Source organism: Maribacter sp. LLG6340-A2 (assembly GCF_045057105.1).
Lineage (GTDB): Bacteria > Bacteroidota > Bacteroidia > Flavobacteriales > Flavobacteriaceae > Maribacter.
The window spans coordinates 2,409,182-2,428,864 of record NZ_CP159332.1 but is presented as its reverse complement, the minus strand read 5'-3'; the positions used below and the strand labels follow the sequence as shown (position 1 = coordinate 2,428,864).

Sequence of the window (19,683 nt, the reverse complement as noted above, 5' to 3'; positions counted from 1 at the left end):
CATTAATTTTTTACAGTTTCCGCTTCTAGAATTTTTTGGGGATATAATTCTCTTACAAATTCAAGTTGCTCCTTTAATTTTTCTTTTTTAGTTTCCGCTGTTTCTTCACTATAATATTCTTCATACATAGTTTCAAAGGAGGTGCCGAACACCCTTAAACTTTCTCTGTTCCTTAAATGATTATATGCTCCTATAATCTCATTTTGCACCGCTACATAAATGGGGTAACTTGTATTACGTGATGCTTTTAAGGATATTATAGCTTTTGTGGGATTCTCGGAGGAAATATCTAAACGGGATCCTTTACAGTAATCACAATAACCATCTTTGTCTACCAATAACCCCCCGTTATCTATAAAATCAATTACTTGCGACCTAAGATTTTCAAGCTGAACTATTTCATTTTCAGCCATTATATCATCACTATCGTTAATTACAATTTCAAAAAGGTTCCGCTCTTTTATATCTACAATATCGTCAGTCTTTTCAGGTGGCAATAAACGGTTTAGCCCTACATCATTTTCTATAGATGTGGTGACCAAGAAAAAAATCAATAATAAGAAAGCGATATCTGCCATGGATCCGGCATTTACTTCTTGAGGCGCTCTGTGATACTTCATAAATAGTGCTTTTAGATGCACTATCAATTACCAAAATCTAATAGAAGAAAAAAACCTTAAATGAGTGAACACCCCTTTTGAATGAGTAACCAGACTTTTTTTCTTAAACTAAGAATGCTATTACCAAATGCTGTTAAAGGGCATCTAACTCCGCTTTTAATTTTTTGGTGAATTTTGCCACAACCATATCATAGGAATCATCAATAAGGCCTTTAATGAAATCTGGAGGTAAACTTTCTATATAAACTGCGTTCCAATGTTTTTTACTCATATGCCAAGCTTCAATAATACCATCATGGTTTTCACGAAGTTCTATAGCTTTATCTGGATCACATTTAAGATTCACTTGTGAGGGTATACGTTCAAGGCCACTAACCGCAAACATTTTGCCCATGACCTTGAAGACCAAAGTTTTTTCATCGAACGGAAAACCTTCGGTAACTCCTTTTTTAGCCAGACAGTACGCCCTAAATTCTTCTATGTTCATTATGTAATATTAAAAGATTTCATAATACTTTAAACAAAATATACCACCTTCATACTTATTACTCAGTACTTTGTACTTTGTACTTAAAACTTAATACCAAGTACTTAAATCCTCAAAGCCACCAATCCTAAGAAATCTGACATATTGTTCCATACATATCTGGTCTTGAAAAAGGTTGAATCTCCAATGTCGTTTGCCTCTACAGTATCTAATGCCTTACCACCCAATCCTTCATAAAACAATATAGCCGGGGTGTTCGTGGTCAATACCCAAAGATAAAAACCAAGATTAGATTTTCTACTGATGAGTTCCTCGGCCAGCTTAGCCATCAATTGCGTACCTATTCCCCTACCCTTTGCCTGTACGCTTACATGAAGATTGTCCAAATAGGTACCATATATTGGGTGCTCATCAAAATAGGAACAAATAAAACCCAATAAACTGCCGTTTTCTTCAGCTACAAGAACATGTTGACGGTCATTTTTATTATGGAGGCGTTTCTGCCAAACCTTTAACCGTTCATCAAAAACCTCAACATCCAAAAAATGGCTACTAAAAGCTTCTCTATAATGCTGTTGCCAACTTAGGGCATGTAAATTGGCAATACGAGCAGCATCTGCTTTAATGGCATGTCTTATGACCACCACAAGGTATGGCTAGATGCCTTTAGAATCATAAACAATCACCTTGGTCCACAAGTCGCTAGATTCTTCTATGAACAACTTATGTGGGGCTTCATCTTGATAAGCTTGTTGTGCCTCATCAGATTCAAAAGTAACGATCAATGAGTAGGTAAACGAGCCATCTACCACATCTCTACTTGCTTTAGGCGGTGTACCAATAAATTTAGTTTTGGCATAACCGGAGTTGTCCAAGAATTTCTTAAGTGAAGTTTCAAAAGCCGCACGGTCAGTAGCACTATCTGGGTTTTTTAACCAAAAAAATACCGTATGCGTAAAGTTGGAATCAAATGTTTTCATTTCATTTTCATTTTGACCAAAACTAATACTGGTCATTAAGGTTATTGCAAGAATACAAATTATGTTTTTCATTTTTAAATAATAATGGGTTATGGTTACTCTTCTAACTTTTCTATTTGTTGTTGTGGAATTTTAAGTGCCGTGTAGTCCAGTTTCCACCCTATGGTTTCTACAATTTTCTCCATGATCAATACGGTTTGCAAAGCTTCTTTTCGTGCATTTTCCATAAGACCACTTTCCGGTATTTTCTCACGGATATGGGTTTTGGCTTCTGCATTTAACCTGGTTAAATCTTCCGGTACAAAAAAGTTGAAAAATCCGCTTTTAATATCATAAAACTCCAGCTCAGGTTCTATACTCAATACCTCTGGTTGCGGAAAATTATCCAATACGATCAATTTTCTATCCTCATCTGCGTGCATCATTAATTTATTAAGGTCATAACCTATGTGGGCTTTTGCCTTAATGACGACCAAGGCTTTTTTCTTACTACTGACCAAGCTCATGAAGTCCTTGACATTCTCGTACTTATAGATTTCGGCAAAATCACCTTCTACCGAGATGAGCTTACATACACTCTTCATTTTTTCTAAAAGTACCGTAGATTGATGGGTGGTAATTTCCTTGGATTTCTTTCCCCTAAAAAAAGTAAAGACCCAATAGGTACCAATAGCCCCTAAAATTAAGCCAAGAACTGTATCGAATATATTATCCATTTGTATTTCCTATTTCCCCCAAATGGGTAAACTTAAAGCCTTTTTCATATTTAAGTCCGTACCCAAAGATACGGTCCATGGCCGTATGGATGAAAAGAATTGTACCTATTAATTGAACAATAGGCAATAAAAAATAGATTCCTACAAAGTACAATAACACCGCTACGCCCCTATGGTGTGCAATATTATAACAAACCGCCCCTACTTTTGGACCAAAGAGATACCCTGCCATACTTATATCTGGCACTAAGATCAAGGCCGGTAACCACCACCAAGAATATCCTAACAAACCAAACATAAATATGCCCAGTACCATAAGTGTTACTTCTTCTAATTTTAAAAGATTTTTCATTTTGCTATTATTTTATACATTACCGGTCTACTGGGGCTTGCATCATTTTCAAAAGGTGCTATCTGAAGATTTAAAAAATACAGACCATCGCTAATGGCATCATCCACATAAATAAATTCTGTAATAGTTGCTCCTACCCGTACGTTTCCATTAAAATTCCAAAAAGCCTTATGAGCCAAAAGTGCTCCATCATCCTTTTCCTTGTCTACGGAAGGTAAATCTATTAACAAATGTTCTACCCCTCTTTCACGTATATATTCCATGGCATTTTCTAAAATATATGGCGGATTGGTATGTGAATATTGTCTGTTTAACTTGTTCGTTGTATTGGGCAAGGTACGTATGACCAGTGCCTGAGGTGAATCTTCACCAATGGCCTTTATGAGCTGCTCCTTGGTAATGACAACATCACCGTTTCTTTCTTCTGGTGAAATGGAAACCAATGAAGCAAAATAAAAAAATTGATGAATTTGTTGATTTATAGATTGATGTTCTTTAGAAATATGACCCACACATTCCGTATGTGTACCATGGGCGTGAGGATTAAAGCTGATGTCAAAAAAATTGGTGGAAGCACCGTTCTCTACCGCCCCAACAAAATCGCCTTCTTGATGCGGTTCTATCTTTGGAGCATCTACATACCACGCATTTACGTTCTCTTTACCACCAGAAATAGCAATTGAAATATCTATGGGTTTAGATAAGTCGATTTGATATGCATAATCTTTATGATGAATTGTTGCTTTCATTGTAAATTGGACGGTTTATGGCTGGCTATGTATAAATTCTATAAAGTAGAAAAATACAACTTTTTGGTCTGTTACCCGTATCTGGTGCCAGAATAGCGTGACGTTTTTAAACAACTAATGTTCTTAAAAGTTTAGTGGCACTGTTTTATCCTGAAACCAAAATACATTTAGGTGGCGAGAACTAAAAGCTATGACTCATTTTAAATTGACCATAAATAAATTCGATGCAATACCATCTGCCAAGAACATACCTTTTTGGGTAGTTTTTAATACATCACCATCAAAGAAAAGCAAATGTTCGGTAATATATTTTTCGGCCTGTAGGAGGGCATACTCCTTATACTTTTCTCCAAAATCCGACTTTATCCTATCCATAGATACGCCCCAAATAGTTCGGAGTCCGGTCATAATATATTCATTGTACCTATCTGTGGTAGATAGAATTTCTTCCTCAATGGGCAGCATACCTGCATTGATGGATTTCATATACTTAGGATTGTTATTAACGTTCCACCCCCTACGTACCCCATCAAAAGAATGTGCGGACGGACCAATGCCTATATACTTTTTTTGTTGCCAATAGGCAGAATTGTTTTTTGAATAGTACCCAGGTTTACCAAAATTGGAAATTTCATAGCAATCATAACCAGCATTCAACAATGTTTTGTTCAAAAGGTTAAAATGCGCTTGTGTCTCTTCATCAGAAGCAGGAATGATCAATCCTTCCTCAACAAATTTTGCCAGTGCGGTTTTAGGTTCTACCGTGAGAGCATAACTAGAAATGTGCGGAATATCATAATGCAAGGCTTTATCTATATTTTCTTTCCAGCGTGCAACACTCATATTGGGCATGCCGTAAATTAAATCAATAGAAATATTATTAAAATATTGTTTTGCCAACTGTAAGCATTTTTCCGCTTCTTGGGCATTGTGCGCCCTGTTCATCAACCTTAAATCTTCCTCAAAAAAAGACTGGATACCAATACTTAATCGGTTTATAGGGCTAGCTGCCAGTTGCAGTATTTTTTCTTCGGATAGATCATCTGGGTTGGCCTCTAAAGTTATTTCCGGGTTGGCAATAACGGTGTAATGTTCGCGAACAGTATGTAGCAACTGTTCAATTTCACAGGTCTGTAGCACAGATGGTGTACCCCCGCCAAAATAGATGGTCTCTACCGTTTCACCTATAAACTCATTTTTACGCATTTCTATCTCCTTACACAATGCGTTCACCATGGTCTCCTTCTTCCCCATGGAGGTAGAAAAATGAAAATCGCAATAATGGCAAGCCTGCTTGCAAAAAGGAATATGGATGTAGATTCCGGACATATGTTCAGTTTTCAGTAGGCAGTATCAGTATTCAGTTGACAGTTGACAGTTGACAGTATTCAGTTGACAGTTTCAGTTTTCAGTTCCTATTCTGAACCGAATTTACTTGGATTATTTATCATATAATTTAAAAGCTTACCCACTTCTTCACTATCTTTTTTAAAATCATTTAAAGTTTTTTGGTCTATATATTCACATTGAAACGCAAACTCTAGCCAAGTTTGAGTTTCAGAATTTTCCGCATCACAATCAGTCAACTTACTTATAAAGTGCTTAGGATAACTTCTTTTACGATATGCTTCTGCAATATTAGCACTTACGCTTCTAGAAGAACGTCTTATTTGATCGGTCAAAGAATATTTCTCCTCTTTTGGAAAGTTTTTTGAAATATGAAATATTTTCATTGCAAGCGCAAAAGACTTCTTATAAGCCAATAAATCTTGAAACTGCATATAAATTTATTTATTACTACTACCACCTGCTACTGAATACTGATACTACTAACTGATACTGCCAACTGAATACTGGTACCGCCAACTGAATACTGATACTGCCTACTGAGAACTACTTCTTAACCCTTTTCTCATTTTGCTTTACAAATGCATCCCAACCGGTGTAACTTTTACCAATTTCAACCCTGCCTTCATTATAAAAATGGCAGACGGCAGCGGCAAGACCATCTGTGCTATCCAAGTTTTTTGGAAGTGTTTTTAAGTTCAACATGCTTTGTAACATTTTGGCCACTTGCTCTTTACTGGCATTTCCGTTTCCGGTAATGGCCATTTTTATTTTTTTGGGCAAGTATTCCGTAATGGGTATTTGACGCGATAATCCGGCAGCCATAGCTACCCCTTGTGCACGACCCAATTTAAGCATAGATTGGACGTTTTTTCCAAAGAACGGGGCCTCAATAGCAATCTCATCGGGGTGATAGGTATCTATTAGTTCTATGGTGCGCTCAAAAATGAGTTTTAATTTGGTGTAGGGGTCATTGTATTTTTGAAGCAACAACTCGTTCATTTGAACAAACTCCATTTTTTTGTTCACTACTTTTATGAGGCCAAAGCCCATAATGGTAGTACCAGGATCTATCCCCAATATTATTTTCTCGTTAGCCAAATTCTTAATTTGTGTTTAATTGTACCGGAATACGGTATTTAGAATTTACCGGTTTTGCCTGCTTTAAAGCGGGTGCAAGTTTAGGAAGATTCTTTAAGCTTTGCGTAATAATACCATCAAATTCTGGCATTTGTTCCAATACAGATGCATCTTTTTCTATATCAACGACCTTGATCATCCCTAAGGTATCAATGATAAATGTTACATGTATTGTTTCGCTATCCGTATCATTGAGGGTAAATTCAAAATCATTTAGAGTTTGCTGAAAATGAGAGATCAGTGTTTCTTCAAAGCATATTTTCTGTTCCGTCTTAGATGCCGCTTCATCACAGGTATAGAAAAAAGGGTAAGAGTCTACCGTATTCCAGTCTATTTGGCCCAATTCTTCATTAATAAGTTCTTGGGTTCTTTTTTCTTTGGATTCAAAGAAGGTACAAGAACTTAACAAAGCAATTAACAAGAAAAGCAAATATCGTTTCATCACACCTGTTCTAAAGGGGAAATTACGATTTTTTAAGCAGTTTAATCTTTTGAAAAATGGATTTGTTCCTTTAATTCCTTGATGCGTTTTCGTATGGTTTCATAATAAAAGGGCTGTTCATTTGGAAACTGCTTTAGGAATTTTTCATAATACTCCAGCTTCTTCTTTGGGTTGCTTCCTATATTATCATACATAGTGCAAACATTATAAAAAATACGGGCATCTTGCGGGTCTTCCCCATGTGCCATTTCATAGTATGAAAAGGCTTTGTTTACTTCATTTTGTTGCCTTGCTATCTCGGCCAATGCGTTATAACCTTGAGCAAAAATAGGTTTTTGCACTTCCATAGCCCTTTTAACATATAATTTGGCGCTGTCCAATTTTTTCTCTTTTACATAAACCTTGGCCATACTAAAATAGGTTTGTGAGTTCTCATCATCACGATCCAATAAAATATTATATGCTTCCTTTGCCTTTTCAAATTCCCAATTATGGTTATAACTATGGGCTAATTTTTCATATACATAGTCCTTGGTTTCTCCCAGCTCCAAAACTTTCTCAAACCAAGGTATTGCATTTTCATATTGATAGTCGTTAAACAAAACCAGGGCCTTAAGATTAATAAAAGACACATCGTTCCCATAAAAATCTAAACCTTTTTCAATATAGTTTAGCGCCATGTCTCTTTCTTGCTTTACAGTATAATATTTTGCAAGTTGAAACAGACTTCTTAGATGAGTACTATCCAAGGTAATTGCCTTTTTATAATGGTTAAGACTAGCTATAACCTTCCCTTCTTTTCTTTTGGCCTCTCCTAGGTAAAATTGGAATTCCGGGTTTTCTGAGTTTAGACTATCAAGCCGTATAAATACCGGTATGGCCTTGTTAAACTGATTTGTTTTTAGCAGGAGCTTACCAAGTTCAAAGAGGGCCAACTGGTTGCTATTATTTTCTGAAGTTAGATGTTCATATTCAATAATCGCCTTTTCAAAATTACCAATGGCATTATAACTTCTAGCAATTTGCAACCCCGCAATACTTCCTCCTATTTCTGCATAAGCATTTATGGCCTTGGAGTAATCTCCTAAGGAATAAAGACTGTCTGCAATACTAATTGCCGGTGTTTGAGCACCGGCAATTCGTATGTTTATACATAAAATAAGGATGGCAACTTGTTTCACTTACTGTAATTTAAAAGTAACCGGAATTGAATAAGGAATATTTACGTTCTTACCTTCATGCCTACCGGCTGTCATAGAAGGTAATTTTTTTATAATACGTTCTACCTCATCTTCCAATAGTTTATCCGGTCCTCTTGTACGTATATTATCTATGGCCCCTTCTTCCGTTATCATGAACATAACGCTTACCCTGCCTTGTATGCCGGCTTCTTGAGCTTCTATAGGGTATCTAAAGTTTTTACTGATATGAAGTTGAATTTTATCATTAAAACACGCTCGCTTGTCCGAAGCATTTTCACAGCCCGGAAAAATAGGAACTTGATTTATAGTTGCAAATGACATGGTTTTTGTTGGCTCACTTTTCCCAACAGCATCGTTTTTTGATTCTTCCAAAAAATCTAAATCCAGAGGTTTGCGTATTTTATTTAATATCAAAAATGAATATTGTTCATCTTTAATTACAACATTTCTGGGTGTACCTTTAATTTCTTCAAGAGCTGTATTGACCTTTTTTATTTCACTCCCTGTCAAATCTTTTACATCTTTTACAGTTATCCAATCACCTGGCCCTAAATTCTTATCATCTTTTAATATTAAACTGATGGACATATCTTTATCATTAACTGATATTCTAAGATTTTGATCTAGAATTTGAAATGCCTTTTCTCTCTTTACATAATTAGTATACTCCTTCTCTGAAGGATAGGTCATAGATGCCACATCAATTTTCAATTTACCAGGATACTTCTGCATCAAATCAGACATATAAAAAATAAAACCTAGACTACTTCTAAAATATTCCTTTTTAGTTTGTATATAAAAGTCTTTAGATTGATGGTCTCCAAATACATTAGGCATTTCTATAAACCAGTTTTCTCCATATTGATTTTTTGCCTGCTTTATTTCAAGTTTTATCTCTTCAATTAGAGCTTCGTCATTTAAGGATAACTCCTGATTTTTTAATTCGCTAGGTGCGGTATCACTTTCACAACTTGAATAAATTAACATTCCCAATACTAAAGGAATCATCAATAAATACTTTAACTTAAATACGTTTTTCGATTTTGATTTTTGTAACATGACTATTCGTTTTTTGATTAATGATTTGGTAAAAAATTGATTGATGAACGATATATGTTCCGTCTCAAAGACCTGAGATAACAACTGTTGGTAATGAGCGGGTTTTTGCTCTTTGTTTACTTGGGCATCCGCAATAAATTCGTGAAGCTCTGCCGTCCTGTTTTGGTACACATATACCAAGGGGTTAAACCAGGCAATAACGCGCATGAGTTCAAAGAATAATAAATCCCACGTATGGCCCTGTCTAATATGCACCAATTCATGGGCAATAATGGTATCATGTTCTTTGGCCACCACTTTATCACCAAGGAATATAGATTTAAAAAATGAAAAAGCCATTGAGCTATTACTGATGATAATTTGGGTAAACTCCTCATATTTTATGTGGTTGCCCTGTTTTTTCAAAAGATATAACTGGCGTAGTTTTAATAGAAACAACACACATGCTACCAACATACCACCATAAAAAATTCCTTCTTGCCAACTGAGTTGTAAAAATGGAGTTTCTGTTGGCATTACCGCTATTTCCGGTTTTTGCATGTTCCACCAAAACTCTGGATACGGAACAAAATCTTGCGGTATCTGTTGTTTAAATGCCTCAATTTTAACCCATGGCAATATCAATGAAAGCATGTAGGTTGCCAAAAGATAAACACGGTTCCATTGAAAAAAAGTTTCGCGCTTTAAAAGGAAATCATAAATCATTAAAAACAACAACTGAAAAGCGATACATTCTAGAACATACTGTAACATATAACAGGGGTTTAAGATTTATTTATTTTTTCATCTAAAGAATTGTCCTGTTTCTGAATTTCCTTCATAACAGCTTCCAATTCCGTTAAGCTCATGTCGTTTTTCTTCATAAAGAAAGACACCATACTTTTGAACGAACCTTGAAAATACTTGTCCACCAATTGAGTAATAGATTGGTTACTGTAGTCTGTCTTCTTGACCAAGGGAAAATAAATATGCCCCCTACCTTCTTGTTCATGACCTACAAAGCCTTTGCTCTCCAAAATGCGAACAATGGTAGATATCGTATTGTACGCAGGTTTGGGCACTGGCAATTTTTCTATGATAGATGCTACATTCCCCTTTTCCAATTGCCATAGTATTTGCATAACCTCTTCCTCGGCTTTTGTTAACTGTTTCATTCAACTAAAGTTTTAGTTTGTTTTTCAAATATAACTAAATATTTAGTTTAAACTAATTTTTTAGTTGAAAAATTTTAAAGTGAACTTACATGTTGTAACAATTGAGGCCTATCTTAGTCTAATAATAAATAATGAAAAGAAATTAAATGGACATAGCTTTATTAATACTTGGTTTTATCTTTATGTTAATAGGGATATTGGGCAGTTTTTTACCCGTATTACCAGGTCCGCCCATTAGCTGGATAGGATTATTACTTCTCTATTCTACTAGTGCCATTACCATGAATTGGACATTTTTGGGAATTACTTTGGCCATTGCCTTACTAGTATTTGCCTTAGATTATATGATACCTGCCATAGGCACCAAAAAATTTGGTGGTACCAAAGCAGGGGTAATAGGAACAACAATTGGTCTTGTAGTTGCCCTTATCTTTCCCATATTTGGCCCTTTTGGTATTATTATTTGGCCTTTTATAGGAGCTTTGATAGGTGAATTATTAAATAAGGCGGACAAAAAAACCGCTACGAAAGCGGCCTTTGGTTCATTCTTAGGGTTTTTGACCGGAACTTTTATGAAATTCCTTGTGGCCATAGTCTATTTAGGTCTTTTTATTTCCAAAGCTTGGGAGCATAGTAATGCCCTGTTCCCTTTTTTCAATTAGACTAGAATTACTCGGTAATCCAGTCCGTTTTGTTTTCAATGGGCTCACGTTTGCCTTCACCTAAGTCACCATCAAAATTACCCATGTAGAAAAAGCCTAAACATTTTTCACCTTCCTCCAGGTCAAAAAATTCGTTCATATATGTAATTAATCCGGGGGAAGACCAATAACTCCCTATACCCATTTCCGTACATAGTAGCCACATATTTTGTACAGCCATTGAAACTGCGGCAATCTCCTCCCATTCTGGCAATGATTCTTTAGGGTCTCTTTGCATACAAATGGCAATTATAGCAGCGGCTCTTTGCGGATTTTCTTGCAGTTTTTTAATTTTCATTGCCTTAGGCCTAGGGTCTAACTCCTCATATTTTTTTGATAAAAACGTACCTAAACGCGTTTTGGCCTCACCTTGTAACACCTTAAATCGCCACGGCTCGGTACATTTATGGTTGGGTGCCCAATTGGCGGCCTCAAGCACACGTGCAATATCCTCTTTGGCAATAGGTTGACTATTATATTGAACCGGAAAAACGGAACGTCTCTTTTTTATTATATCAAATATCATTTCTTAATCAATTTATAGGTCCTTTGCATTAAGGTGAAATTATCAAGCAAAGATATGCTTGATAAAAGCAAACTACAATTATACCCTTTTTGTTCATCCATAAATCAAGTTAAATCTAATCGACAAATCATAAAAAATTCTTAACTTTAATATAAATACAAGAATTTTCTTACATTTTTGATGATTGATGTCATTTAAAACTAGTAAGCTGAACAATAGTATAGATTATCAACCTAACCAATTCGCCTGTAGCAAAACCTACTTATATATAGGAGCATGTCAAAATTGTGTTTTAAATTAAAAATGAAGCAATTAGGCCTTATTATTATCTTATTAGCTTTTAACCTCTTAAGCTCCCAGAACGTACTATTAAAGGAAACTATTAATCTACAGGGAGAAAAGCCTTTCTCCAAGCCCTACATAGATAGTCTTTACACCCTAACACAGACTCTTGCAAGAAAAAATGCCGATAGCGCACTGATTTTAGGTCAAAAAATAAAATCATTAAGCCTAGACCTAAACTATAAAAAAGGAATTGCCATGGCAAATGAAACCATAGCTCGTGCCACGGTAAACAAAGGGGATTATGATATAGGCATAGATTTAGCGCAAGATGCCCTTACCTATGCCAAGGATATAGATGCAGAAGATGTGTACTTAAATTGTATTAATGTTCTAGGACTTGCCCATTTTTTAAAACGCCAATTACACAAGGTATTTGAATACAATCAAATTGGACTCGCCTATGCCAAACAAATTAACAATACAGAAAAAGTTTATTCTTTCTCTAATAATGCAGGTACCATATTATCTAGAATAGGAGAATATGATAAAGCATTGGTCTTTTATAATTCATGCTTAGACATGCTTGAAAAAAAACCAGACTCGGTCAATAGGGCCCAAATATTAAACAATATAGGAAGTTTGCATTTTAGCCGTGGAGCATATGACCTTAGTAAAGAATTTTGCCAAAAATCCATAGCTATTTCAAGTGTAAAGAAAATGACCAGTTGGGAATCTGACGCCCTAATAACCTTAGGAAATATCGCATTAATCAACAATAATCCTGACAATGCATTACACCATTTTACCCTTTCAAACAACGTTCTTAAAGGTTCAAAAGACACCAAGCAACAAATTGAAACCAATTTAGGTTTTGCTAAAGTAGATTTGGCCAATAATAATTTAAGCACCGCAAAAACGAAAACTCTTGATGTATTGGACCTGGCTAAAGAAAGAAAGTACACTATTGGTATAAACCATGCTACAAAATTACTTCATGAAATATCCTTAAAACAGCAAGATTACAAGGAAGCCTATCGTTACTTATCGTTATATAATCATTTAAACGACTCTTTAAACGTAGCCAATAACGAAAACAAGCTTAAGATTACCCTAGCAGAGAACAACCTTAAAAACGAGCAAGAATTAGAGCGATTAAAAATAAATCAAAAATTAGCTACACAAAATATATTGATCGGTATAGCTTTAATATCACTGCTAATTTTGGGTGGAGCACTGTTTTATATTAAAGGAGTATCTAATACTAGAAAAGAACTGATAGATGAATTAAATATAAAAACTATAGAACAGGCAAAAAGTAAAGAAAAGTTAGTAGTACTAAACGCTACAAAAGACAAGTTGTTTTCCATAATAGGTCACGACCTCAAAGGACCTATGGGATCATTACAAAGCCTGTTAAACCTGCTAATTTCCGGAGAGCTAAAAACTACGGAGTTTTTATCATTTATTCCTACAATTTCACAAAATGTGGGGCACCTTAACTTTACAATGAACAACTTACTTTCATGGGCATCGTCTCAAATGTCTGGCACCTCCACAAAACCTTCACAAGTAAATCTGCATGAAGTAGTAGAAAACAATTATACATTGAAAAAGGCAATAGCGACAAACAAATCTATTTCCACTATCAACAAAGTAGACCCTAACACGACCGTATGGGCAGATAAAGACCATGTGGATATCATCCTAAGAAATTTAATAAGTAATGCCTTAAAGTTTACACCTAACAATGGCATCATTACTGTAAGTTGTACACCGCAAATTAATGACCTAATCATTTCGGTCAATGATAATGGTGTTGGCATGACCCAAGAAGTGGTCAATAAGATTTTTAAAAGCAATGAAAACTATACCACTTACGGTACAGAAAATGAAAAAGGTACCGGTTTAGGCTTGTCTATTTGTAAAGAATTGGTAGAAAGCAATCATGGCCGTATTTGGATTGAGAGCACGCTTAACGAAGGCTCAACATTCTTTTTTAGTTTACCAATTTCAAAAGACACTACAGCCTAAACGAGTAAGTCGGTACAATTTTTCAATACCGGATTGGTATGCTCCTTTTTCCATATTACGGACAACTCCGCTCTTTGAGGAATATTCTTAAGTTCAATGAACTTTACCCGCATCTGAAAACCATTTTGCAAAGCTGTGGGCACAATAGCGATACCCATATGGTTTTCTACCAGCTTAAAAATAGTATGCGCATGTACAGATTTGTGCGAAACCTTAGGTACAAAACCTGCATCCTTACAAATACTTATGATAGTGTCATAATAATAAGGACTATAGGCCTGACTAAAAAGAATAAACTCATCATTGGCAAATTGATGCATACCTTCAAATTCTCTTGTTATCATAGGGTAGCGTTCTGGTAGTACCAAGGAAAAAGAGTCCTTATACACCGTTTTCATCTGTAAGGTACTTGGAACACGGGATAGGCGTACAAAGCCCATATCTAAACGATCGTTCAAAACCGCATCAACTTGAGAGGTATTGGAGAGTTCTTCTAACGATGTTCTTATTCTAGGGTAGTTCTCTTTAATTTTCAATAACAGACTGGGAATTACATCTTGCATGGCAGACCCCAAAAATCCAATTCGCAGTTCACCGCTATTACCATCACCCACAAGCTTTAATTGCCTTTCAACTTTTTCTAGATGGTTAAAGATAAAGGCAACTTCATATTTTAGATAATGTCCGGCAGGCGTCAAGGCAACTTTTTTCTTATTCCGCTCAAAAAGCTGTGTCTCTAAAATTTCTTCCATCTGCTTAATTTGTCTACTTAACCCCGGTTGGGAAATAAACAATTTTTCAGCAGCCTTCCTAAAATGTAATTCTTGCGCCACTGCCAAAAAATAGCTTAAATGCCGCATCTCTATTTGATTACCCATAGTTATGAATTGATAACAAAATTGATATTACCGATTATTAAAAATAGTCATTAATTTTAGATAAATCTTCAGATAATAAAATTATGAATGTACAGGCATTTAGGTTAGGGGAAGACTGGTTGACTGTGGGAAAGGCTTTATCCATTGCCAAAGGAAAAACAGAAATAATTATTTCCAATGAAACAGTAGAAAAAATCAACAATAGCTGGAACATTGTTCAGTACATTGTTGAAAAAGGGCAACCCGTTTACGGTATCAATACCGGGTTTGGACCTTTATGCACCACTAAAATATCAAAATCGGAAACTAGTATCTTACAATCCAACATTCTTCAAAGCCATAGTGTTGGCGTAGGTGAACCCATTGACCATAACATTGCAAAATTAATGCTCATTTTAAAGGCCCAATCCTTGGCCAAAGGTTTTTCCGGTATTGCCTTGAACACGCTAAAGCGTATTATCTGGCATATAGAAAATAATGCCATCCCCGTAGTACCCTCTCAAGGTTCTGTAGGTGCATCGGGAGATTTAGCACCATTATCCCATCTTTTTCTTCCTTTAATAGGTTTAGGAAAGGTGCACTATAAGGGCAAGGTTATTACTACGGCATCTTTGTTTAAAAAAACCGGTTTAAAACCAATTGCCTTAGGCCCCAAAGAAGGATTGGCCTTGATCAACGGCACCCAATTTATAGCGTCCCATGCCGTAGAGGTCGTATCAAAATTTCATGCCTTACTTGCTCAAGCCGATATTATTGGCGCCATGATGATAGAGGGCCTACAAGGTTCGGTAAAACCATTTTATAACGAGCTTCATGCCCTACGCCCTTTTAAAGGAAATATCCATGTAGCCAAAAGGGTCAAAAAATTATTGAAAGGTTCAGAAATCATGGAAGATCATATTGATTGCGAAAAAGTACAGGACCCCTACTCCATTCGGTGCATTCCTCAAGTACATGGTGCATCCCGTAACAGTTGGTTACACTTAAAGGAACTGGTTGAAATTGAACTGAATTCCGTTACGGATAACCCGGTCATCATAGATGGGCAACTGACTATAAGTGGTGGTAATTTTCACGGTCAACCACTAGCCATGGCATTGGATTATGCTTGTTTGGCAGCTTCGGAAATTGGTAACATTTCAGATAGACGTATTTATTTAGCATTGGAAGGTAATAGTCCCGGAGTGCCCAAATTACTTATGAACGACACTGGTATCAATTCCGGCTATATGATTTTACAGTATACTACGGCAGCTTTGGCCAGTGAGAATAAAGGATTGTGTTTTCCATCTAGTGCAGACAGTATACCCACCTCCCTAGGGCAAGAAGACCATGTTAGTATGGGGTCTATTGGGGGTAGAAAAGCACTGCAGGTATTAGGCAACGTAGAAAAAATCCTAGCCATTGAATTGCTCACCGCGGCACAAGCCTTTGAATTTAGAAAACCCCTAAAATCAGGTGTATTTTTGGACGAAGTCCACACTGCCGTACGCAAACATGTTTCATTTGCCAATGCCGATCGTGTTTTTTCCAATGACATTGAAAAAGGCATAAAAATGATACAAAACAAAACCATTTTAAAAGTTGTGGAACGTGTTGAAAAAGAATACAACATTTCCCTAACAACAAAATATTCAAATGAATTCGAAGTATATTGATGCCATGGAAAAAACAACACTTATAGGCCCCTTTAAACAAATTATCCCAATGACGGAAGTTCCTTTAAGAGGTGCCATTAACGATAGTCAACTATCCATTATTACAAATGGCGGCATTGTATTAAAAGACGAACATATCATTGCCATAGGACCTTTTGAAGCTCTTAAGGAAACACACACCACTGCTAAAATCCATCAATTAAAAGGAAATCACGTATGTGTACCTGGTTTTGTAGACGCTCATACCCACATTTGTTTTGGAGGTTCTCGTGCCAATGATTATGCCATGCGTAACGCGGGTAAATCATATTTAGAAATTGCAAAAGCCGGTGGGGGCATATGGGATACGGTAACCCAGACGAGAAAGGCCACACAAGAGCAATTGACGAAAAGCACGATAAAATTAGCCAATAGGCATTTAAAGAACGGTACTACCACCCTAGAAGTAAAAAGTGGGTATGGTCTAACGGTCAATGAAGAGCTTAAAATGCTCCGTGCCATTAAAGAGGCAAATAAAGAGGCAATAGCAGATTTAATTCCTACTTGTCTTGCCGCACATATGTTGCCAAAAGATTTCAAGGGTTCAGAAGAAGCCTACCTAAATGAAATGAGCACTCAACTTTTTCCTATTTTGAAAAAAGAGCAACTCACCAATCGTGTAGATGCTTTTATAGAGCAAAGCGCGTTTAGCGCAAAACAAATTCATCCCTATTTTGAAAAGGCAAAGGAAATGGGCTTTGATATTACCGTACATGCCGATCAGTTTACCGCTGGCGGAAGCAAGGTAGCCGTGGCGTTCAAGGCAATAAGTGCAGACCACCTAGAAGCAAGTACAGAAAAAGAAGTACAACTTCTAGCCAACAGCACTACCATAGCCACCGCATTACCAGGAGCTACGATAGGATTAGGGTGCGCTTTTACACCTGCAAGGAGCCTTTTAGATGCTGGCGGTGCCCTTGCAATAGCCAGCGACCACAATCCAGGTTCCGCACCAATGGGCGACTTACTAACCCAAGCCTGTATTTTGGGCACTTTTCAAAAACTGAGCAATGCAGAAGTTCTCGCAGGCATTACCTATAGAGCGGCTGCAGCATTAAATCTTAAAGATAGGGGCATTTTAAAAGAAGGTTATTTGGCTGATTTGGCCGTGTTTCATTCAGATAATTATCAAGACATTCTGTATAACCAGGGCAATTTAAAACCCTGTATGATGTGGAAAAAAGGAATCTTGGCTTATGATAAACACAAATAACCACTATCGTATATATACGATCATATTTTAAACTTACTTTTTATTTAACGGGCAAGCTGCTAATCAGTAAAAATAGATAACATGGACTTTAAAAAACAGATACTAACAGGCATCCCCAATGAATTACCTGCAAAAAAAGAACCTGCATTAGGCCTTAGTCACCCACCCAAACGAAAAGATATATTATCTGTAAAGGAAAAGCGATTGGCAATTAAAAATGCCCTGCGTTACTTTCCGTCTGATTGGCATGCTGTCTTAGCTCCGGAATTTGCGAATGAGTTGGAGACTTATGGACGCATTTATATGTATCGTTTTCAACCGGATTATAAAATGTACGCGCGCCCCATAGATGCCTATCCAGCAAAAACAGTCCAGGCGGCAGCTATTATGTTGATGATCCAGAATAACCTAAACCCGGCAGTTGCGCAACATCCCCAAGAATTGATTACCTATGGGGGTAATGGTGCGGTCTTTCAAAATTGGGCGCAATATCTATTGACCATGCAATACCTGTCCCAAATGACCAATGAACAAACCTTGCATATGTATTCTGGTCACCCAATGGGCCTATTTCCCTCTTCCAAGGATGCCCCGCGTGTTGTTGTTACCAACGGTATGATGGTTCCTAATTATTCCAAACCAGATGATTGGGAAAAATTCAATGCATTGGGGGTAACACAATATGGGCAAATGACTGCAGGTTCATTTATGTACATAGGCCCGCAAGGTATAGTACATGGAACGGCAATTACGGTTATGAACGCATTTAGAAAAGTTTTAAAAGGAAATGAATCCCCACGGGGTAAAATATTTGTTACTGCTGGATTAGGTGGCATGAGCGGCGCACAACCCAAAGCGGGTAACATAGCCGGATGCATTACCATATGTGCCGAAGTGAACAAGGCGGCTGCAAGGAAAAGATATCAGCAAGGTTGGGTAGATGAGTTGATCAATAATATGGATACCCTTGTTCAACGTACGCAAACGGCTGTGTTGCAAGAAGAGGTGGTTTCATTGGCTTTTATTGGCAATGTGGTAGATGTTTGGGAACGCTTTTATGAAGAAAACATATATGTTCACCTTGGGTCAGACCAAACATCGTTGCACAACCCATGGGCGGGCGGGTATTACCCTGTTGGACTAACGTTTGCGGAAGCAAATAATATGATGGGCAGCAACCCTAAAGCTTTTGAGAAAAAGGTACAGGAATCATTATGCAGGCATGCTGCCGCAATAAACCTGCATGCCGCCAGGGGGACTTATTTCTTTGATTACGGCAATGCATTTCTATTGGAAGCATCACGTGCAGGTGCTGATGTTATGGCAGAAAATAAAATTGATTTTAAATATCCTTCCTATGTGCAGGACATCCTTGGCCCCATGTGTTTTGATTATGGTTTTGGTCCGTTTAGATGGGTATGTGCCTCAGGAAAATTGGCCGATCTACAAAAAACGGATGCCATTGCCCTATCCGTCATGAAAGAGATAAAATCCACGGCCCCAAAAGAAATTCAGCAGCAAATGCAGGATAATATTACATGGATACAAGATGCGGAACAGAATAACCTGGTCGTTGGCTCACAGGCACGTATTCTATATGCAGATGCAGAAGGTAGGGCCAAAATTGCATCGGCATTCAATACAGCCATTGCCAAAGGAGAATTATGCGCACCGGTAATTTTAGGAAGGGACCATCATGATGTAAGCGGAACCGATTCACCTTTTAGAGAGACCAGTAATATTTATGATGGAAGTAGGTTTACCGCAGATATGTCCGTACACAATGTAATTGGTGATAGTTTTAGGGGTGCCACATGGGTTTCTATACACAATGGTGGTGGTGTAGGATGGGGTGAAGTCATGAACGGTGGTTTTGGATTGGTATTGGACGGAACGGCAGAAGCGGAACGTAAATTGAAGAGTATGCTTTTCTTTGATGTTAATAATGGTATTTCTAGACGTAGTTGGGCAAGAAACGAAGAAGCTATTTTTGCAATTAAACGCGAGATGGCACGTACACCTTCACTTAAAATTACATTGCCCAACCTAGTTGAAAATGTTCTTCTAGAAAATTTATTTTAAAAAAAACACACTCATAAATCAT

Annotated in this window: 21 protein-coding genes; 5 read left to right on the top strand and 16 right to left on the bottom strand. The window is 36.9% G+C overall.

What is annotated here, in order from left to right; all coding sequences use genetic code 11:
- Positions 1-2: 2 nt before the first annotated feature.
- From ABVM52_RS10195 to ABVM52_RS10130, 14 genes are all read right to left on the bottom strand, one after another.
- On the bottom strand, positions 3-620 hold the full coding sequence (locus ABVM52_RS10195; protein WP_405380143.1) for an ExbD/TolR family protein: 618 nt from the start codon (positions 618-620) through the stop codon (positions 3-5).
- 133 nt (positions 621-753) lie between these two features.
- Positions 754-1,107 (bottom strand): MmcQ/YjbR family DNA-binding protein, encoded by a 354-nt coding sequence (locus ABVM52_RS10190; RefSeq protein WP_405380141.1) that lies wholly within the window; start codon positions 1,105-1,107, stop codon positions 754-756.
- A 104-nt stretch (positions 1,108-1,211) separates the two neighbouring features.
- Positions 1,212-1,754: a GNAT family N-acetyltransferase gene (locus ABVM52_RS10185; protein ID WP_405380139.1), complete on the bottom strand. Its 543-nt coding sequence runs from the start codon at positions 1,752-1,754 to the stop codon at positions 1,212-1,214.
- Positions 1,755-1,763: 9 nt separating this feature from the next.
- Positions 1,764-2,123: a Dabb family protein gene (locus tag ABVM52_RS10180; protein WP_405385118.1), complete on the bottom strand. Its 360-nt coding sequence runs from the start codon at positions 2,121-2,123 to the stop codon at positions 1,764-1,766.
- A 59-nt stretch (positions 2,124-2,182) separates the two neighbouring features.
- The gene (locus ABVM52_RS10175; protein ID WP_405380137.1) at positions 2,183-2,803 is read right to left on the bottom strand and encodes a DUF4230 domain-containing protein; all 621 of its coding nucleotides are present in this window, start codon (positions 2,801-2,803) and stop codon (positions 2,183-2,185) included.
- Entirely contained in the window at positions 2,796-3,155 is a 360-nt protein-coding gene (locus tag ABVM52_RS10170; protein ID WP_405380135.1) for a DUF4260 domain-containing protein, read from the bottom strand. The genes ABVM52_RS10175 and ABVM52_RS10170 overlap by 8 nt, the downstream gene beginning before the upstream one ends.
- On the bottom strand, positions 3,152-3,904 hold the full coding sequence (locus tag ABVM52_RS10165) for a cyclase family protein (protein WP_405380133.1): 753 nt from the start codon (positions 3,902-3,904) through the stop codon (positions 3,152-3,154). The genes ABVM52_RS10170 and ABVM52_RS10165 overlap by 4 nt, the downstream gene beginning before the upstream one ends.
- Before the next feature lie 195 nt (positions 3,905-4,099).
- Positions 4,100-5,233, bottom strand: a complete 1,134-nt coding sequence (gene hemW, locus ABVM52_RS10160) for a radical SAM family heme chaperone HemW (RefSeq protein ID WP_405380131.1) — start codon at positions 5,231-5,233, stop codon at positions 4,100-4,102.
- 86 nt (positions 5,234-5,319) lie between these two features.
- Complete coding sequence (locus ABVM52_RS10155) at positions 5,320-5,685, bottom strand: four helix bundle protein (RefSeq protein ID WP_405380129.1); 366 nt, start codon at positions 5,683-5,685, stop codon at positions 5,320-5,322.
- 112 nt (positions 5,686-5,797) lie between these two features.
- Positions 5,798-6,352 (bottom strand): crossover junction endodeoxyribonuclease RuvC, encoded by a 555-nt coding sequence (gene ruvC / locus ABVM52_RS10150; RefSeq protein WP_405380127.1) that lies wholly within the window; start codon positions 6,350-6,352, stop codon positions 5,798-5,800.
- 4 nt (positions 6,353-6,356) lie between these two features.
- A complete protein-coding gene (locus tag ABVM52_RS10145) occupies positions 6,357-6,833 on the bottom strand; it encodes a hypothetical protein (RefSeq protein WP_405380125.1) in 477 nt (158 codons plus the stop codon).
- Between the two features lie 41 nt (positions 6,834-6,874).
- The gene (locus ABVM52_RS10140) at positions 6,875-8,014 is read right to left on the bottom strand and encodes a tetratricopeptide repeat protein (protein WP_405380123.1); all 1,140 of its coding nucleotides are present in this window, start codon (positions 8,012-8,014) and stop codon (positions 6,875-6,877) included.
- Positions 8,015-9,847 (bottom strand): TonB family protein, encoded by a 1,833-nt coding sequence (locus ABVM52_RS10135; protein WP_405380121.1) that lies wholly within the window; start codon positions 9,845-9,847, stop codon positions 8,015-8,017. It lies immediately after the preceding gene.
- Positions 9,848-9,858: 11 nt separating this feature from the next.
- Positions 9,859-10,248, bottom strand: coding sequence for a BlaI/MecI/CopY family transcriptional regulator (locus tag ABVM52_RS10130; RefSeq protein WP_405380120.1), 390 nt, complete (start codon positions 10,246-10,248; stop codon positions 9,859-9,861).
- A 146-nt stretch (positions 10,249-10,394) separates the two neighbouring features.
- Here ABVM52_RS10130 and ABVM52_RS10125 point away from each other — a divergent pair, with 146 nt between their 5' ends.
- On the top strand, positions 10,395-10,910 hold the full coding sequence (locus ABVM52_RS10125) for a DUF456 domain-containing protein (protein WP_405380118.1): 516 nt from the start codon (positions 10,395-10,397) through the stop codon (positions 10,908-10,910).
- A gap of 7 nt (positions 10,911-10,917) precedes the next feature.
- On the opposite strand, the gene ABVM52_RS10120 is transcribed toward ABVM52_RS10125, so the two are convergent.
- Entirely contained in the window at positions 10,918-11,475 is a 558-nt protein-coding gene (locus tag ABVM52_RS10120; protein WP_405380116.1) for a nitroreductase, read from the bottom strand.
- Positions 11,476-11,778: 303 nt separating this feature from the next.
- Here ABVM52_RS10120 and ABVM52_RS10115 point away from each other — a divergent pair, with 303 nt between their 5' ends.
- Positions 11,779-13,791 (top strand): ATP-binding protein, encoded by a 2,013-nt coding sequence (locus ABVM52_RS10115; RefSeq protein WP_405380114.1) that lies wholly within the window; start codon positions 11,779-11,781, stop codon positions 13,789-13,791.
- On the opposite strand, the gene ABVM52_RS10110 is transcribed toward ABVM52_RS10115, so the two are convergent.
- Entirely contained in the window at positions 13,788-14,669 is an 882-nt protein-coding gene (locus ABVM52_RS10110; protein ID WP_405380112.1) for a LysR family transcriptional regulator, read from the bottom strand. The two genes, ABVM52_RS10115 and ABVM52_RS10110, sit on opposite strands and share 4 nt — an antisense overlap.
- An 83-nt stretch (positions 14,670-14,752) precedes the next feature.
- On the opposite strand from ABVM52_RS10110, the gene hutH reads away from it, so the two are divergent.
- From hutH to ABVM52_RS10095, 3 genes are all read left to right on the top strand, one after another.
- Positions 14,753-16,327, top strand: coding sequence for a histidine ammonia-lyase (hutH, locus tag ABVM52_RS10105; RefSeq protein WP_405380110.1), 1,575 nt, complete (start codon positions 14,753-14,755; stop codon positions 16,325-16,327).
- Positions 16,308-17,579, top strand: a complete 1,272-nt coding sequence (hutI, locus tag ABVM52_RS10100) for an imidazolonepropionase (RefSeq protein WP_405380108.1) — start codon at positions 16,308-16,310, stop codon at positions 17,577-17,579. The genes hutH and hutI overlap by 20 nt, the downstream gene beginning before the upstream one ends.
- 81 nt (positions 17,580-17,660) lie before the next feature.
- Entirely contained in the window at positions 17,661-19,661 is a 2,001-nt protein-coding gene (locus ABVM52_RS10095; protein WP_405380106.1) for a urocanate hydratase, read from the top strand.
- Positions 19,662-19,683: the final 22 nt, after the last annotated feature.

Coding starts and splice junctions, on each gene's coding strand:
- ABVM52_RS10195 (WP_405380143.1), bottom strand. CDS start 620: ATGAAGTATCACAGAGCGCCTCAAGAAGTAAATGCCGGATCCATGGCA.
- ABVM52_RS10190 (WP_405380141.1), bottom strand. CDS start 1,107: ATGAACATAGAAGAATTTAGGGCGTACTGTCTGGCTAAAAAAGGAGTT.
- ABVM52_RS10180 (WP_405385118.1), bottom strand. CDS start 2,123: ATGACCAGTATTAGTTTTGGTCAAAATGAAAATGAAATGAAAACATTT.
- ABVM52_RS10175 (WP_405380137.1), bottom strand. CDS start 2,803: ATGGATAATATATTCGATACAGTTCTTGGCTTAATTTTAGGGGCTATT.
- ABVM52_RS10170 (WP_405380135.1), bottom strand. CDS start 3,155: ATGAAAAATCTTTTAAAATTAGAAGAAGTAACACTTATGGTACTGGGC.
- ABVM52_RS10165 (WP_405380133.1), bottom strand. CDS start 3,904: ATGAAAGCAACAATTCATCATAAAGATTATGCATATCAAATCGACTTA.
- hemW (WP_405380131.1), bottom strand. CDS start 5,233: ATGTCCGGAATCTACATCCATATTCCTTTTTGCAAGCAGGCTTGCCAT.
- ABVM52_RS10155 (WP_405380129.1), bottom strand. CDS start 5,685: ATGCAGTTTCAAGATTTATTGGCTTATAAGAAGTCTTTTGCGCTTGCA.
- ABVM52_RS10145 (WP_405380125.1), bottom strand. CDS start 6,833: ATGAAACGATATTTGCTTTTCTTGTTAATTGCTTTGTTAAGTTCTTGT.
- ABVM52_RS10135 (WP_405380121.1), bottom strand. CDS start 9,847: ATGTTACAGTATGTTCTAGAATGTATCGCTTTTCAGTTGTTGTTTTTA.
- ABVM52_RS10130 (WP_405380120.1), bottom strand. CDS start 10,248: ATGAAACAGTTAACAAAAGCCGAGGAAGAGGTTATGCAAATACTATGG.
- ABVM52_RS10125 (WP_405380118.1), top strand. CDS start 10,395: ATGGACATAGCTTTATTAATACTTGGTTTTATCTTTATGTTAATAGGG.
- ABVM52_RS10120 (WP_405380116.1), bottom strand. CDS start 11,475: ATGATATTTGATATAATAAAAAAGAGACGTTCCGTTTTTCCGGTTCAA.
- ABVM52_RS10115 (WP_405380114.1), top strand. CDS start 11,779: ATGAAGCAATTAGGCCTTATTATTATCTTATTAGCTTTTAACCTCTTA.
- ABVM52_RS10110 (WP_405380112.1), bottom strand. CDS start 14,669: ATGGGTAATCAAATAGAGATGCGGCATTTAAGCTATTTTTTGGCAGTG.
- hutH (WP_405380110.1), top strand. CDS start 14,753: ATGAATGTACAGGCATTTAGGTTAGGGGAAGACTGGTTGACTGTGGGA.
- hutI (WP_405380108.1), top strand. CDS start 16,308: ATGAATTCGAAGTATATTGATGCCATGGAAAAAACAACACTTATAGGC.
- ABVM52_RS10095 (WP_405380106.1), top strand. CDS start 17,661: ATGGACTTTAAAAAACAGATACTAACAGGCATCCCCAATGAATTACCT.